The sequence below is a fragment of the Desulfosporosinus sp. FKA genome, from assembly GCF_002196785.1.
Lineage (GTDB): Bacteria > Bacillota > Desulfitobacteriia > Desulfitobacteriales > Desulfitobacteriaceae > Desulfosporosinus > Desulfosporosinus acididurans.
In genome coordinates this window covers 127,961-145,024 of sequence record NZ_NAHZ01000010.1, presented here as the reverse complement: position 1 = coordinate 145,024, position 17,064 = coordinate 127,961, and the positions used below count along the sequence as shown (strand labels likewise).

Annotated in this window: 14 protein-coding genes; 8 read left to right on the top strand and 6 right to left on the bottom strand. The window is 42.9% G+C overall.

Annotated elements, in window-relative coordinates; all coding sequences use genetic code 11:
• Positions 1 to 12 precede the first annotated feature (12 nt).
• The 5 genes from B5771_RS01640 to B5771_RS01620 form a co-directional block, all read right to left on the bottom strand.
• Positions 13 to 1,692 (bottom strand): hypothetical protein, encoded by a 1,680-nt coding sequence (locus B5771_RS01640; protein WP_088185959.1) that lies wholly within the window; start codon positions 1,690 to 1,692, stop codon positions 13 to 15.
• Positions 1,693 to 1,812: 120 nt separating this feature from the next.
• A complete protein-coding gene (locus tag B5771_RS01635) occupies positions 1,813 to 3,363 on the bottom strand; it encodes a YncE family protein (RefSeq protein WP_047808712.1) in 1,551 nt (516 codons plus the stop codon).
• 96 nt (positions 3,364 to 3,459) lie between these two features.
• Positions 3,460 to 4,467 carry a glycosyltransferase family 1 protein gene (locus B5771_RS01630; protein WP_088185958.1) on the bottom strand — a complete coding sequence of 336 codons (1,008 nt, stop codon included), beginning with the start codon at positions 4,465 to 4,467 and terminating at the stop codon, positions 3,460 to 3,462.
• 179 nt (positions 4,468 to 4,646) lie between these two features.
• The gene (locus B5771_RS01625) at positions 4,647 to 5,120 is read right to left on the bottom strand and encodes a chemotaxis protein CheX (RefSeq protein ID WP_088185957.1); all 474 of its coding nucleotides are present in this window, start codon (positions 5,118 to 5,120) and stop codon (positions 4,647 to 4,649) included.
• Entirely contained in the window at positions 5,111 to 5,974 is an 864-nt protein-coding gene (locus tag B5771_RS01620; protein ID WP_242966694.1) for a response regulator, read from the bottom strand. Before B5771_RS01620 ends, B5771_RS01625 begins: the two co-directional genes overlap by 10 nt.
• 296 nt (positions 5,975 to 6,270) lie before the next feature.
• Between B5771_RS01620 and B5771_RS01615 the strand changes: the two genes are divergently transcribed.
• Positions 6,271 to 7,401 (top strand): glycosyltransferase family 4 protein, encoded by a 1,131-nt coding sequence (locus B5771_RS01615; RefSeq protein WP_088185956.1) that lies wholly within the window; start codon positions 6,271 to 6,273, stop codon positions 7,399 to 7,401.
• Positions 7,402 to 7,547: 146 nt separating this feature from the next.
• Here B5771_RS01615 and B5771_RS01610 read toward each other — a convergent pair whose 3' ends face one another.
• Positions 7,548 to 8,531 carry a glycosyltransferase family 4 protein gene (locus B5771_RS01610; RefSeq protein ID WP_088185955.1) on the bottom strand — a complete coding sequence of 328 codons (984 nt, stop codon included), beginning with the start codon at positions 8,529 to 8,531 and terminating at the stop codon, positions 7,548 to 7,550.
• 130 nt (positions 8,532 to 8,661) lie between these two features.
• Here B5771_RS01610 and B5771_RS01605 point away from each other — a divergent pair, with 130 nt between their 5' ends.
• The 7 genes from B5771_RS01605 (at position 8,662) to B5771_RS01575 (ending at position 17,042) form a co-directional block, all read left to right on the top strand.
• Positions 8,662 to 9,648: an SDR family NAD(P)-dependent oxidoreductase gene (locus B5771_RS01605; protein WP_088185954.1), complete on the top strand. Its 987-nt coding sequence runs from the start codon at positions 8,662 to 8,664 to the stop codon at positions 9,646 to 9,648.
• A gap of 44 nt (positions 9,649 to 9,692) precedes the next feature.
• A complete protein-coding gene (locus tag B5771_RS01600) occupies positions 9,693 to 10,397 on the top strand; it encodes a sugar phosphate nucleotidyltransferase (protein ID WP_047808718.1) in 705 nt (234 codons plus the stop codon).
• A 52-nt stretch (positions 10,398 to 10,449) separates the two neighbouring features.
• Positions 10,450 to 11,151, top strand: coding sequence for a glycosyltransferase (locus B5771_RS01595; RefSeq protein WP_242966693.1), 702 nt, complete (start codon positions 10,450 to 10,452; stop codon positions 11,149 to 11,151).
• 31 nt (positions 11,152 to 11,182) lie between these two features.
• Entirely contained in the window at positions 11,183 to 12,067 is an 885-nt protein-coding gene (locus B5771_RS01590) for an SDR family oxidoreductase (protein WP_088185953.1), read from the top strand.
• A 17-nt stretch (positions 12,068 to 12,084) separates the two neighbouring features.
• A complete protein-coding gene (locus tag B5771_RS01585; protein WP_047808719.1) occupies positions 12,085 to 13,149 on the top strand; it encodes a polysaccharide biosynthesis protein in 1,065 nt (354 codons plus the stop codon).
• A complete protein-coding gene (locus B5771_RS01580) occupies positions 13,146 to 16,421 on the top strand; it encodes a glycosyltransferase (protein WP_047808720.1) in 3,276 nt (1,091 codons plus the stop codon). The genes B5771_RS01585 and B5771_RS01580 overlap by 4 nt, the downstream gene beginning before the upstream one ends.
• Before the next feature lie 276 nt (positions 16,422 to 16,697).
• Positions 16,698 to 17,042, top strand: coding sequence for a hypothetical protein (locus tag B5771_RS01575; protein WP_047808721.1), 345 nt, complete (start codon positions 16,698 to 16,700; stop codon positions 17,040 to 17,042).
• The last annotated feature ends 22 nt before the right edge of the window (positions 17,043 to 17,064 follow it).

Here is a 17,064-nt window from a genome sequence, read left to right as displayed (position 1 = left end):
TGGATTGTAAGTTTAGGTGATCCATTTGTTCCAAAAGCCCCCTTTATTTTTCGATTCGGTCTTCTCCTGAAGCTGGCAAATTTGCATACCGAGACTTTCTAAAGAGGATTCATTTTCCTCCTGTTTGGCTAACATTTTATGCAGGATTTGAGAGAGCCCTTGTGTTTCTTTTTCGAGATTTGACATGGCCTCTTTAAAAGGCTCCAATTCTTCGACAGGGACTTCGGGCGTGGCCGGGGCTTCTTTTAAATCTTCAGAGAAATTGACATCGTTTTTGGAAATAGTAGTTTCTGAGAGGGCATTAAGGATCTGGTCAAATTTGGACATTATAGCTTGTAACGTGAGACTCAGATTAGAATTTTCTTGTTCCAAGTGGGTAACAGTTGTGATTAGATGTTCGAGTTGAAGGTTTTCTTGTTGGGGCTGAGATTGAGGCGGATCTTCCTCCTGAGAAGGAGTTGGTGATTCGGGAATATCTTGGATAACCTCTGAAGAAGGATCTGCTTCTTTTGGAGGATCATTAACATTTAGGGGATTTTCTGAGGTCGAAACAGGGGAAATGGGATAATAAGTTGCTGAGGATACTTCGGGATAGTAGGCCGGAACAGGAGGGGGAGGAGCTGAGGGACTTGTTTTAGTTGAGAGCGACTGAAAAGTAGCAAGTTGAGGCGAAGTGGAAAGAACTAAACCCAATTCACGATAATACACCGGAGTACGTCGTTCAACCTGACTTTCTAACCAAAGCGTTTGATGGAAATTTCGTTTACTTTTATGAACCCACTGCAAGGGCTGATGGAAAGGCGTGTGTGTGGAAACCAACCTCCAACCTGCGCCATCATTAAACAGCAGGATTTCTTCTTCGCTTTGGATTAAAAGCCAGATAACGCCGTTAACTTCCAAAGAGCCGAGATTTTTCCAAGGAGAGGAGAGGGTTCTTATGGGAGCGGGCGATGGGAGCCATTCTCCCGTCAGTTCAAGGGCATTCGTTTGCTGTGCCCAACGAACTTCAAACTGCCCATTAGTAGTTTTAACAGCCCAAAATAGATGATGAACATTGTCTGAGGTCATAAGTGCGGTCATATCTATAACTTCGCCGGAAATCTTCAGGGCTTGAGTCGGTGAGCCCCATATGTGAAATGTTCCATTAAAACGATTTGTAAAGAGGAGAGAATACCTTCCTTGGAAGGTTAAGGTGACTAAATGGAGGTTCCCCTGCCTATCCATGTTTACATGATAGAGGGGTACTCGCGGATGAACAACTTCCCCTAAATGAACACTGTTCCAAGTCGCACCATTCCAGAAATGGTGCTCAATACGCCAGAGATCACGAATAGCCTGGTGGGAACAAGCATAAAAAATATGTATCATTTTACCTTGAGGAAATAGAAAGAGCCGACGATATTTAGTTGTCCGAACATCCAATTTGGAGATCAAGGTTGTCTGTGGACTTGAAGAACGGGGAATCAGCGTATAACAGAGTTCGCCGTTTGTCTTTAAGACAACCAGATGAACAGTTTCAGAGTCTGTCATGATTCCGTGGGCTAAAAGCAATGGTTCTTGAATTCTGAAGTAAGGTTCGGGGGTATCCTTTCCGAAAAGGGCACATCCTTGAGAATCAATATGCAAATAGGTAGATTCGTTTTCATAGGTTAGAAGTAGAGAATTTGGTGTCGTTCGATTTAAGAAAGCCATATGATCACTTCCTTATTATTTTTATCAGGGCTTATCTGATAAATAGTTTAGTAAAAAGAAAAGGCCGCAGTGGACGACCCTTTCTTTTTATAGGGCAAGAAGTCATAAGAAATAGAGTATCTAGCAATTGTCCTGTTGTGGTGGGAAGAAATCACTGGGGAATGGAGTGAGAGTGGTATCGAAGAAGTTAAGACAGGGATTCTGAGGAATAACTGGGAATTCTTCACAAGCCGGAGGCTCTGGACAGAAGCCGAAAGCAGGAACAAGAAGTTGAACAACACCGGTTACTTTAGTTATGACAAAGCTGCCGATGGCAATTTGAATAGTTGTTGTTGTAAAGACAGGACTTGTTAAAACTTCAGTTCTTGTTTCAACACGAAGATTAAAGTCAAATTCTGGACGAGTAGGCGGGAAATACATAACAATATCTTTGTTAATATCCGGCAGGTTTCCTGTTACAGTAAACAGGGCGCCTGTTGAATCTCTTAGAGTCAGCGTGTAAGGTATCTCAATGGTGAATTGTACCCTGGAGAAATTGGGACGAGATGGAATTGGAGTTATGACGATACTGCCGGGAACAATCACGCCATTTGCGAAAGTCATGCTGATAAAGGTGAACGGAGGTACTCCTGTAGGCAATGTGACTGTGAAAGCAGGGAAACATTCTCTTTGCTGACAGCTGGCATAAACTTTTTCTACAATGATACAGACCGATTCGGTGATCTCTTCGAGTTGATAAGGGTCGAGCAAATCAATAGGTTCACTCGGGGATAGAGCTGATCCAACTCTGCCAACGGTAACCCCTCTTGGTGGGAAGGACGTGGGAAGAGCAGCTGCAATAGTATTTGTGGTGGTATTAATTATGCTGATAGAACTGTCTCCTTCATTAGCAACCCATACTTGAGTGCCATCACCGGTGACAGCTATGCCAAGCGGATTGATGCCAACAGGTACTGTTGTGGTGACATTGAGTCCAGTGGTTGAGATGACGCTTACACTGTTAGAGGTAAAGTTGGTTACATACATGAAGACTGGGTTGACAGGGTTGACTGCGATTTTTTGAGGATCTGAACCAACAGGAATTGTACTTATCAACGTATTGTTTGAAGTGTTGATAACACTGACATTGTTACTTCCGCTGTTAACAACAAAAAGTTTTGAATTATCTAAGCTGACTGCTAGACCGTCAGGCGAAGTTCCGACTGGAATTGTGGCTATAACGGTATTTGTTACTGGATTAATGACAGAAACTGAATTGCTGCCACTATTGCTGACATAAACGCGGCTGCCATCGCGAGCAATGGCTACGTCCACAGGATTCGAGCCAACGGTAATTGTTGCAACTACTGTATCTGTTGGAATGCTGATGACAGAAACTGTTCCGCTTCCGGAGTTTGTCACGTAGGCTGTTGTACTGGTTGGGTCAATGGCTACGGCAGTAGGAGCAAGCCCCACCGGAATGGTTGCTAAGACACGATTTGTAGAGGTACATAAGATTGAGACGGTGTTACTTCCTTGATTCGGGACTAAAACTTTGATACCATCCGGCGTACGTTTTGGGAAAGCGGGCGCAATTCCTACGGGGATGGTGGCGACAAGCACGTCGCTGTATACGTTATATATGGCGACTGCGTTGTCGAGGGTTACCCAAGCATGGGTTTCAAATAGCATGTGTGTATTCCCCCCCTTTATTGAATCGAGAAAAAGTTAGACTGTGCAGGATTTCCAACGTTTTCAACGTATTGTATTCCATAGTTCTGTGGGGTGTTACACGCTTTCTTGATTTTGGCTAGTCATTATAAAAATTTGCTGAAGCATTCTACCACTTCGTTGTGTCCAATCGTTTGCGTGAGCATAGGACATTCGTTCAGCTTTGTTTGAATCCTTTTCTGTTAAGAGATGACGTAAGCGAAGGGAGAATAAACGGGGATCACTTTCAAGATTGATTTTAGGAACTGGGAGCAATTCGGGCAGAGGTGTGGCTAATACCTGAATTCCCGCAGCGTAATATTCATAGAGTTTAATGGGGTTGCATCCCTTTGTCATTTCTGTTAGCAGAAATGGTATTAATCCAACGTCAAAGTAATGTAGGTAAGTCGGCAGGTCATAATAAGATTTCAACCCTAAATAGTAAACGTTTTTAAAATTTAGCGGAAATTTATATTTCTGAAAAAGGGCCCCGATAAATACAAAGTTAAGATCATTATTTTGTTGGATCACGCTTTTAAGCAACTCCCAATCAACCCAAGGAGCTATTGCACCGCTGTAGCCGATAATGGGCTTGCCTATCGGCAGATCCTTGGGGCGGCTAGTGGGAGAGGGGGAAAAATGCACGTAATCTACGCCATTAGGAACCAGATATACCTGAGGATGCCTTGGGTAAAAATAGTTATAGATGCTTTGGCTGCTACAAAAAATAAGATCCGCCTTTTCAAGGATAGTAGGGTAATAGGGCGCCCAACTTGCAAATTCTTCTTTGGGCTCATCAACAGCATCGTAGATAACGAGATCAGGATTATAATTGGAAATAACGTTAATATGAGAGGGAACTGTTAACCAAAGTATACGTGGTCGTAGATGTGAAACCTCAAGGGCTGAAATTCCTTGACAGAGATGTAGACTTGAGGATAAGCTCCTGATTCTAGGATGAGGAAAGTTCCCCAGGTCTTCATATAGAACCGTGTGTCCAGATGAGGAAAATTGCCCAAGAAGTTGTTGAGGTCGTTGAAACATCCAATTCCAAGGTATTGAGGGAGGATAGATGAAGGTTGGCATTGCGTACCTCCTTGGTTTGGGTTATAAAATATTGCTCTTATAGTTAAGGTATGTTAGTCATCCTCAATTGGGAATTAAGAGGAAGTATTTTGTTCTAGTTAACAAAAAAATGGCTGCCGCTCCGAGAACACTAGAGTTCTCAGAGCGGCAGCCGCTGTCTTATATTTTGGCTACTTTAATTAACCATTTACTTCAATCAACCCTACGTACACATTAATCTCAATACCATCAACGAGAAACTGAACCGCTATGGTTTGAGGAACGGGTAAAGTGGCCTGTCCATTATGACCAATAAGCAGGACCGGAGGAGAAATATCAAGTCCGTCTATGCCCACCTTGCTAAATTGAGTACAAGCATTGGCACACACCATATTCCCCATTTCTGAGATCGCGCTTTGGGCCAGCGAATCAAAGTCCGTCACCGGCATACCCATCATCATTTTGGATGCAAATTCTTTAGCAGAATCTAAGCTCATACCAATTAAGATAGCACCTTTTAACACTCCGACCAAAGATATATTTACAAGCACTCCATCGTAATCCAACGTTGATTCGACTAAGGAGAGGGCTTTACGTTCCACTGACTGAAAACCAATTTGGGGAAGGATGTCTATAAATGATAGGATGAGCGGATTAATGAGATTTATATCCATGATGCCGCTCCTTTTTTAAAACCAATTCCTAGAAATACAGGGCCAAAGGTTGTTTGAGCATAGGAGGCCTGAATTTTTAAATTGGGACTGGCAATTTCTGAGCTTGAGCTAAAAAACACACTGGGAGGAGATACGCGTAAACTGTAGGATTTGTCCTTTTTGTTGAGCATCGAACAAGCGACGCCTGCAATGATATTGGCGAGTTCCGCGACCATTGCCAATACTTCTTCGTGGTTTTTGCTGGGGCGATGTAAAAGAACTTCAACAATTTGCTCGGCAGCCTCACTTGATAAATCCAAAATCACAGATCCGGAATAGCGTCCAATGATACCGATAACCGTTGTAATCCCTTGGGATACATAAGTGTCACCGAAGGTATCCATAGATTCGAAAGATACTGGCGTCTTAGTCATACGTGTAATATTCTGCGAAAGCGCTTCATTAAAAATTCCGGGAGCTGATTCAATAAGTTCCTCAAATAGAGTGTCCGGCGATAGTATGTTCTTAATGATATTCGAGAGATATTCGCCATCAACGGGCTTTTGGACATATCCGGCAATGCCTGTCCGTCTAGCCTCAGCCTCCGTTTCTTCATCTTTCATTGAACTTACAAGTATTATTTTAGCTGAGGGATCATTCAGCAGAAGTGCTCTGCTGCATTCGAATCCGTCAGTACCGGGCATAACGATGTCCATAGTAACAATGTCAGGTTGGCAATTGTTATAGGTTTCGATTAAGGAATCGAACGAATCCGCTTCTCCTACAACTTCACATCCCCCAAGTTGCAAAGTTTCGGCAAGAAGCGTTCGAGAAAAAAATGAATCATCGACAATCATTACTTTAGCTGCACTCATACACACATTCCTCTCAATATACTTATTATAATAGTTTTTACAAATTAATTACGTTATCTTTTAGCTACTTATTGTATTATTATAACATAAATCTAAAGTTTAATCAGAAAGAAGTTTGTTTTTTTGAAATACTTGAATTAATTTTGAAAAAACAAACCAATAAATAGGAGAAAACATCTAAAACTAGAAAAAATATTACAAACGCTTGTAACTAAACTAAATGATAGCCTTAATATAAAATCTGCTTCGGCACCACCTTAGGCTTGTCGCATAGGATGGTGTATGGAGGTAATTTTATGGATGTGTTATCCTTGACAAACGAATTCGAAGAAGAAAGTTTTGGTGGAGCCGGTACTGCAGTCACCGGCATGGTGCATATGCTTGATCGTTCAGGTGTGCGTCAAACTGTCATAGTACCACGTAGCGATTTTACCGAACCTAGGTGGGATTTACGGGGATTACAGATCAAAGTTTTAGGATTGCCTCGTAACGCCCATTATTGTGGCAATTTAGGTATGATTAAAGCGGAGACGGTAGGTCAGGAATTTCCCGAGCTTAATCGGGAATGGGACTTAATTCATTGCCATGCCATTAATTTTACTTCTCTGGCCTATACACTTTCTGGTGGAAAAATTCCCATTCTCTATTCTGTTTATTCTTTTTTGCGTCAGGAGTTGGGAGATAGAGCGGAGCCTGAGCTGCAAGCACAATTTAAAGTTCAAGAGGATCTGTTGATGCGCTGCAGACGCATTCATCTAATAAGCCAGAGCGAAAAGAACTATTTGCAAGAGAAATTTCCTCAATATCTTTTAAAAACGGAAGTTACTCCCCTGGGTATTTCCTGGCCATCTGAACGTTGGGAGCCGAAAGCTGCTAATGAGTTTCTTTATGTCGGCAGATTGTTGGATTATAAAGGAATTGAGGATTTAATTCTGGCTGTGTATCTTTTAAGGAAGAGTGGACGGCAGGTCCGACTGAATATTATCGGAAAGGCGCCAGACTACTCTTATGAAGTTTATTTAAAACGGATTGTCGAGTCGAGGAAACTTGGGGCTTGGGTTAAGTTCCTAGGTTGGCTGCCAAGTTCAGAAGTATGGCGCTGGATGGGGCAGGCGGCAGGCTTGGTGGTACCCAGTCGGCGTGAAGCTTATGGCCTCGTCGCTTTGGAGGGTATGGCAATAGGGGTCCCAGTGATTGCTTCTCGAGCCGGAGGGCTTGCAGAATTAACCTCTGATATGTCTGCTTTAACCTTCGAACCGGGGAATATTAAGCAGTTGGCTGATGCTTTGCGCAAAGCTGTTGACAACCCGGCGTTCTTACGATCTCTTGCGGTTAGAGGTCAGAAGTGTGCCGCAGCTTTAGAGTGGAGGCAGATGGCTCCGAGATATTTGATGCTCATGGAACAAGCGAAGAGACGGGAATTTTGATGTCAGACATTTGCGTCTAATTGTATAGACTAGTTTATGAGACAACATGAGTTTGAAGTGTGTCAAAGGTGTGTCAAAGGGACGGTCCCTTTGATACACCTTTTCACATTTGTCGGAGTATGGTCGTTTACGTTTGATAGTAAACTTTAAAGTTGTTTTAACACAGATATCAATTGATCAGCAGTACGCTGCCAAGTCCAACTTTTTGCGAAAGTTTGACCGGCATCGGCAAGACGCTGTCGCTCGTTGTCATTAGTTAATAGATGATACATAGCTTCGGTTAGGGCCATAACATCGCTCGGTTGAATGACAATACAGTTTTCTCCATTTCTCGTGTAATCACGATTCCCGCCACAATCGGTAGTTATAACTGCCGTCCCGCAAGCCATTGCTTCAAGGGGCGGTAGGCCAAATGATTCGTAATATGAGGCATAAACAAAAAGGTCTGCTCGAGCATAGAGTAGGGCCATCTCTTGGTCACTTTTGGCTTTCATGATCGTATAAGGAAATGTAGTTTCGAATGTTTGCTCTTCTGGATTAACAACAAGAAGAGTAAAATTCGGGAAACGTTCCTTCAGATATTTGCAGGCTTCCAGAAAGTCGCTATTTCCTTTCCAGGAATAGCCTGGACCACGCAAAATGTAGAAAATAGTTTTTTGACCAGTTCGCGCGGAAAGCTTAGGGGAGGGATGGAAAAAAGCCGAATCGACGCCACCAGAGATTACTGAACTGTCGCGGCCGACTTCCGAAAGAATCAGTTGGCGCTGCCACTGAGAAATGGTGACAATTGGCGCATCGATAGAATAGGTGGCTTTGGATAATTCAGGATTAGCTATGCACAATGGCTCGTAGACGAGACTAAGGCGAACAACTTGCCCTTTTTTCGATTGCCAGGCTGGAAAAACAGTTGAATAGAAATTGGGCAGGATAAAATCGCATGAGGGAAATGCCTTCGGAGATAATTCTTTTACCCGAGTTATTTTAGCGCGCACAGGCCATTCTACGATAGCCTGTTGAGGCATGACTAATTCTACGTTTTGGCCACGATCTATCAGAGCATTTGCTACCTGATAGAGAAAACGGGCTCCGCCGCCTTTTTCTAAACTCTCAGCCGGAATCACAATTTTCATAGGTTAACCTCCGAGGTGGTTTTATTGCTAGTGTATGTAGCAACCTTCTCCAATGTGGCAACTTGTGTCAGATAAACATACATTGACATACGATATATCAGTTATCGGGAAGGAGGAATGAAAGAGCGTGATGTGGGAGGGAAAAAAAGTCTTGATCACGGGGGCTGGTGGTTTTATCGGCAGCCATTTGACAGAAGACTTAGTCAAAGCGGGGGCAAGTGTTCGGGTTTTTATCCGTTATAATTCCAGAAATGGCCGCGGAAATTTGGAAGATTTAGAGCAGCGGGAACTTGAAGAGATTGAGATCATCGCAGGGGATTTGCGAGATGCGGATGTAATAGAACGATCAGTAAAGGGATGCAATGCTGTTTTTCACCTTGGTGCTTTGGTCGGGATCCCTTATTCCTATAAAAATCCCCGGGAGGTTATTGAGACGAATATCTTGGGGACGTTTAATATTCTGACGGCTGCACGCGATCATGGAGTTGAACGAATTGTCCATACGTCCACCAGTGAAGTATACGGGTCTGCACGTTATGTCCCAATCGATGAGGCTCATCCTCTTCAGGGTCAGTCCCCATATTCGGCGAGTAAAATTGGGGCGGATAAGTTAGCAGAAAGTTTCTATGCTTCTTATAACCTACCCGTTGTTACGGTAAGGCCGTTTAATTGTTATGGACCGAGGCAGTCAGCCCGTGCTGTCATTCCGACGTTAATTACTCAGGCACTTGCCAGTGAAGAAATTCTTCTTGGTAATACCGAGGCCATACGTGATTTCACCTTTGTTTCAGATACAGTGGAGGGTTTTATAAAAGCAGCACAAAAACAAGCGGCGGTTGGAAAAGTGATTAACGTGGGTTCAGGACAGGAAATTTCGATTGGGCAATTAGCGCAGATAATTATTGCAACCCTAGGCAGTTCGGGGAAAATCGTCCTTGATGAGTCCAGAGTTCGACCCAGTCGGAGTGAGGTGAATCGTCTTTTAGCCGATAACCGGTTGGCGAAAGAAACTCTGGAGTGGGAACCACAGGTTTCCCTTGAAGAAGGAATAAAAAAGACGATGGCGTGGATTTCTGCTCATTTGAATCGTTTTCAGATAGGAAAATATCAAATATGAACAACTATATAAGGTTCCTATGAAAAGTGAAGAAGGGAAATGCAATGCAAACTATTATTTTAGCGGGCGGCCGGGGAGTACGCCTAGACCCGTATTCGCGGGTTTTACCCAAGCCCCTTTTTCCGATTGGAGACAAACCGATAGCGGAAATTCTTGTGCATCAACTCCAACGTGCCGGGGTTGATGAAATTATCATGTGTTTGGGATATTTGGCGGATTTTATAAAGCTTTATTTTCAGAACGGCAGTTTTTGGGGGGTGACAATTCGATATTCCGTGGAGAAGGAACCTTTGGGGACGGCTGGCCCGTTACGGTTGGTCGAGGATTTAGAGGATCATTTTCTGGTAGTCAATGGTGATGAATTAACCACTTTAGATTTTAAGGCTTTATATGAGCATCATCTTCGGAGCCGAGCGGATATGACGGTTGCGGTTCACAACAAAGCTGTTAGTTCATCCTTTGGAGTCTTAGAGATAGAAGATGGTAACATCACAGGCTATAGGGAAAAACCCTCGCTTAATTACTGGGCGAGTATGGGCATTTATGTGATTAACAAGCAGATATTGTCGTATATACCAGAGGACGAACGGTTTGATATGCCTGATCTGGTTCAGCGGCTGTTGAGGGAAAAAGCTCGGGTGGTAGGTTACGAGAGTCAAGACCTTTGGTTTGACATTGGTACGATGACTGATTTCGAAAAGGCTAAAGAGGAATTTAAAACAATTTTAGATGCCGAAAAGTCTATATAAGAGGGCAGTCGTAAGTGGCAAGGATTCTAGCCATTGGGAGTGGAGGGAAACTATGATGACGATGCCAAAAGTCAGTGTAATTATACCAACTTATAATTATGCACAATATGTTGGCATTGCTGTAAAGAGCGTTCTCGATCAAAATTATCCAAACATGGAGATTTTTGTGGTAGATGATGGCTCGACGGATCAAACGCAAGAAATTCTTATGCCTTTTATACCCTGGATTCATTATTACTATAAGGATAATGGCGGAACAGCCAGTGCCTTGAACTTTGGTCTTGCCGTTGCATCGGGAAAATATGTGTGTTGGTTGAGCTCTGATGATATTTTTTTAGCGGATAAGGTTGCCAAACAGGTTTGTTTGATGGAGAAAGAGCCTGCACTGGGATTTAGTTATACCAGCTTTGTCATGATCGATGGGGCAGGATCTAAGCAGTATGAAGTGCACTCGCCGTTTTATTCGGACCAGAGAGTAATGGTACAAAAACTGATGGAGGGCTGCTTTATCAACGGATCTTCAGTGATGATGCGCAAATCAGCCTTAGATCAGGTTGGGTATTTCGATGAAAGTATGGCTACTGTTCATGACTACGAGCTATGGTTTCGCATGCTTAGAAGTTATCCGTGCGGCTTTCTTGATGAACTGCTTTTAGGCTATCGTTGGCACGGTCGGAATGGGAGCCTTTATGTACCGGCAAATTATACAGAGCCTGCTTTGAAAAAAGCGCGTGAATTCTTCCCAGACTTATAGGAAGCGGTTGAGAAAAGGAGTGGACACTAGCATGTACAAGGTATTGATCTTGGGTGGGTCAGGGATGCTGGGGCATACCCTTTTCCGCCATCTTGCAGGGGAACGCAATTTAGATGTTTTTACCACAGTTCGTTCTTCGAAGGTTTTGTCTGATTGGCGGCCAAGGGATCAGATGAAGAAAGTACGTCAAGACATCGATATCCATCAGATGGAAGGGCTCGTTGAGGTTTTCGGCGAAGTGAAACCAGACATTGTTATCAATTGCATTGGTATTATCAAGCAAATTCCCGAGGCAGAAGATCCTATCGAGACAATAACCATTAATGCACTGCTGCCTCACCGCATTGCGTCGCTTTGCAGTAAAGCGGGTGTCCGAATGATCCATATTAGCACGGATTGTGTCTTTGATGGAGAAAAAGGAAACTATGCCGAAAGTGATGTTTCTAATGCCAGAGATCTCTATGGAAGAGCCAAATACCTTGGAGAAGTCGCTTATCCACATTGTATTACCCTGCGAACTTCCATTATTGGACATGAACTGAAAGGAAACTATGGTTTGCTCGAATGGTTTCTAAGCCAGAAGGATGGAGTGCGTGGCTTTAGAAACGTCATTTATTCCGGTTTCCCGACGATTGAATTATCTCAAATCATTGCGGATTATGTGATCCCAAATTCGGAAATGTCGGGGCTTTATCATGTGTCCTCGAATCCAATTTCCAAGTATGAATTGCTTAAACTGATCAATGCTCAATATGGTAAAAATATAAACATCGAGCCAGAGGATGGTGTCCGGTCGGATCGATCTTTGAACTCTTCGGTTTTTCGTTCTCTAACGGGCTACTCCCCACCAACTTGGGAGGAGCTCATTAATGAAATGTATCAAGATTATTTACAAGGACCTTATCATAACGGTTAGACCAAGGGGGAAGAATTATGGAACTTTTTGATAGCAAAGTTATTGTTATTACCGGGGGCACAGGTTCACTGGGAAAGGTTTTAACCAGGAGACTCCTCCAGAAAGAACTCGGTTCCCCTAAGAAAATCATTATTTTTTCGCGTGATGAAGCCAAACAGCATGCGATGCGTGTCGAATACCAGAATCAGCGCAATGTGACCGATGAGGTCATTTATGATAATTTCACACGTTTAATCGAATTTAGAATCGGAGATATTCGGGATTATCATTCAGTTAGTTCTGTTTTGAGAAATGCGGACATTGTGATCAATGCAGCAGCTTTAAAACAAGTACCTTCTTGTGAGTATTTTCCTTTTGAAGCAGTTCAAACGAATGTCCTGGGAGCTGAAAATATTGTCCGGGCTATTGCTGAAAATGATCTGAACGTAGAAACAGTTGTTGGAGTATCGACGGATAAGGCGTGTAAGCCGGTGAACGCCATGGGAATCTCCAAAGCTATGCAAGAGCGAATCTTTATCGCGGCCAATGTGACGCTCCCCAAGACTAGGTTTATCTGTGTGCGTTATGGTAATGTACTTGCTTCCAGAGGTTCGGTTATTCCGTTATTTCAGGAACAAATCAAGCACGGAGGGCCAATCACAATAACAACCAAGGAAATGACAAGGTTTTTATTGCCTTTACAGAGCGCGGTAGATACTATCTTTGCAGTTCTCCAAGGAGCTAAGGCTGGAGAAATATTTATTCCCAAAATTCCAGCGGCTCGCATAGAAGATATCGCTAAGGCCCTGATTGGGGATCGGAAGGTTGCGATCTCGTATACGGGAATCCGTCCCGGTGAAAAGGTCCATGAAATCCTGATTTCAGAAGAAGAGGCCTGGAGAGCTTATGACCGCGGAGGCTATTACGCGATTAAGCCAATGCTTCCTGAATTAACGGCAGCAGAACCGGGCTTACTGGCGTTGTCAAAAGAATATAGCTCGGGAGATTTCCTTATGACTGATGAAGAAACGGAAGCGCTCCTGCGAAAGCACCATTTAATGATGGGACTGGATAATCGGGAAGAAGGGGAGCTCTTGCGATGAACTATCGGATCGTAGGAATCTGCCAAATTTATAATGAACTCATTAAAGGTAACTTAGAGAGGTTTGTGCATCATATCAAACCTCTTGTGGATAGTTTGGTTGTCTATGATGATGGAAGCACGGATGGAAGTTACGAATATATGTTGAAACAAACACCTTATGTCCTTCGCTCAACAAAAAATAATTTTGCCAACGAGCGTAGTCATAAAAAACTCTTGCTCCAAGAGGCCTTAAAATTAAAACCGGATTTTATCCTTTGGCTGGATGCAGATGAAGTACTAACCGCAAATGCAGAAGAATCTCTGCAAGAATTGTGCAGATATTGTGAGGAACAGGAATATGATGCCATGAGTTTTCATGAAATCAATTTATGGCGAAGTCATTCCTGGCAAAGGATCGATAGTTTATTTGGCTCGGGTTGGTTTTGTCGTTTATGGCGCGTGGTTCCTGGTATAAGTTTTACCGAAACTAAGCCGGGACTTCATCAGCCGCCTTATCCTTCTACAATTCGAAAGATGACTTGGACAGATAAAATTCAAGTGCTGCATTATGGTTTCTCTTCAAAACAAAGGCTGGCTCATAAATACCTCGTTTATAGATCGCATGGACAACGAGGATATGAAATGCTCGATCGTTTGATCAGTGAAGAACAGTTAGTCGTGCAAAAAGTTCCTCAGCAGCTCTTTCCGGAAGACTTGTGGATTGATGATGAACAACCAAAACCTTTAACGTTTGCGGAGTCTTTAACCTATGTCGAACAATATCGTGATGAAGTGTTTAAACCAAAATTCAGCATTATCTGTTTGATTTACAAAAGCGTTGAATGGTTGAAGTTCGTTTATGAGCAGGTCTTTAAATATACGGATATGACCGACAAAGAGTTCTTCTTTGTTGCCAATGATGCTGATTCTGTGGTTCTCGAATATTTGCGTGATAACTATGTGCCGCACTATGTTCACACGAATACTCCTGAGCAGCAAGAGGAATGGTATATCAACAATGTTTATCGTGCTTACAATTTTGCGGTTAACAAGGCACGGGGAGATTTTGTCGTTTTGATCAATTCGGATATGGCCTTTACGCCGAGCTGGTTTGATAATCTATGGCAGGCCTATAACGGAGAGAACTGTGTCACCGCTCGATTAGTGGAGTCTGGGAGGCTGCGCAGCGGTCAGTTTGGGGTGGAAAAGGACTTTGGCAAGGATTATCTGTCCTATCAAGAAACAGAATTTGAGCAGTATGCTCGCGATTTAGCGGAGCCTAAATTGCTGGATGGCGGTTTATTTATGCCTCTCTTGATACGGAAGGAACATTTTAAGAGAGTAGGCGGTTATCCGGAAGGAAATATCGTTCCAGGAAGTGATTTTACTCATCCGATCATAACGCGGCCGGGTGAACCGTGTATATCCGGGGATAATGTCTTAATGTCGAAACTTAGCGCCGAAGGGATTCAACATCAAACCGCATTTGACAGTATCGTCTATCATTTTCAGTGCGGGGAATTAAATAGCCCGCGAACAGCAGAAAGGGTAGAAGAAAAAATCAAAGTTGCGGTATGTAATGACCTGATTACAGGGTCCATGGGGGAAAAGGTCTTATGGAATTTTCTCCTGGAAGCCTTACCATCCTCCGCAGGTGTTGATATGTATCTCGCAGGCACCGAAGGCGATTATGCGGCAAATGCCCGGAATTATATTCAGATGCATCACCCAGAGGTTGAAGTCGTTATTCAGAATGCGACGTTTATAAACACCGTTGATCCATCCCGTTATACGATTGCCTTTTTACAGGACAATCTGAGGTCTATGGGCTGGGCTAGTGCGCAGCAAGAGGAAAATTTACGCCGAGCCTCCATACTTGTTACTAATTCATTGCAAACTGCACTGTCCTATCCAGAGCATGATTTTGAGATCATTCCCGTAGGTGTTGATTTAGAACTCTTTAAGCCTCTGGATAAAGTGGAGGTTCGCAAGGAATTGGGGTTTGATACAGGAAGAATTGGTATTTTTGTCGGCGATTTTTCTGAGGTAAAGGGTTGGAGCAAAGTGCGGAGCTGTATAGAACAACATCCCGAGATCACTTGGATTTTGGTCTCTAAAGCCCAGGAAACCTTCGCTGCTCCCAATGTTCGAGTGTTTAACCGAATAGCCCAAACCCTAATCACCAAGCTCTTGAACTGCGCTGATTTCTTTATGATCGGTTCGCCCGTTGAGACTCAGTGCTTGGCAGCGGTTGAAGCATGTCTATGTGATATTCCGGTGGTTATGCGGCAGGTGGGAATTTTTAAAGACCTCAGTGAAGAAGAACGTTCACGATGTGGGATTTTCGGAGAGGATTTTGAAGCCGCCCTTCAAGAATTACCAAACCGTGTTTTTTCGCCTCGGCAGGTGATGATCGAGAAGAAATTGTCGACCCAAGATTCCATGGAAAAATGGTACCGTCTCTTAACAACTGTTTCGCAAAAACTAATGGCAAAAAAAAACACTAAACGCAGCGCCGGACAGAAAAAAAAGCCTAAAATTTCTATCATTATAACAACATTTCAAAGAGTGAACTTGTTAAAATGGGGGCTTTTTTCTCTATCCCAACAGACAATACCCTTTGAGTTCGAGACCATTGTGGTTAATGATGGCCTACAAGACGAAACCGAAGAAGTCTGCAATGAATTCAAAGAAAAACTCAATTTGAAGTATATCTTTTCCGGGCAGAGAAATCTAAACTCAGAGCCTGTTTGGCGGATTCCTGGCTTTGCCATTAATATTGGAGTGAAACAATCGTCCGGAGATATTTTAGTTCTCTGCTGCGCTGAAATGTTTCATATCAACCAAACGATTGCGGCTCTAATTACCCCGATCCTCGATCAGCCCAAACTATTGGGTATTCCAATTGGAAAAGATGATCGAGATGGGAGGTTTCTCGAGCAGATTAAGGATAAGAATGGCTCGTTTGAATTGGATGCCTTAAATAACTGCATCGTATTAGATACAAGAATGCCTTTTTTAATGGCAATGCACCGCGATCAATTTTATGAGATCGGGGGCTATGATGAAGATTTTGTGGGAATTGCCTATGATGACAATGATTTTATCCACCGCTTATTAGGGAATGGCTGCAGTTACTGTATGACGACGGCGATTACGGTGCACTTGTATCATCCCAGGGCTCAAGATTATTACCAGGACCCTCCTGAGTGGGAATATAACAAAAAATTATTCTATTCCAGGATGGGCAAAATTGTACGAAATGAAGGAAGAGAATGGGGAGCTTTATAGCATTTTTCGCTTAAACTTTAATATGGGAACAACTTTAGACGTTCGTCCATATTTATTATTAAAAAGTAAGGATTAATTTTGAATTTAATTAATCCTTACTTTTTTTATTTAGATAAAGACTATCTTTTTTAAAGCAAACCCCAAGACATCTAAATAGCAAATGCCAAGATACAGATAAAGAAAGATTTCTGGTCTCTCTAATAAATGGAATAATTAGGTAACCAAAAGAGGACAGGGATAATACAATGTATAGACCCATAATTAGGAGGTGAGTGAATGCCATATTTAACAACAGGTTTATTTGATAACACTGCGGTTGCGGGTGTTAGACCGAGTTCAACGCTCGCTGTAAAGATCGCTAATGATGATACCTCAACCGTGGTGATTCAAATCGAGGGCTTTTATCAGACCGGAGCAACCAAAGTGAAATACGTGGAAGAGTTTTTTACACTTGCAGCGGGTGAAGTAGCTTTGAGAAACTACTTTGTCCAATTTGATGCTTTCGAGTTTCAATTCTTTGTTAATTCAGAGGCTGTGCAAGTATCCGTTTGGGGGAAAGACTCAACCGGAAATCTTACCGCAGCACATCGGGCAGTGGCCCGAGAAGTCAATCCCTTTTAATTAAAAATAATTTAAGGAGACG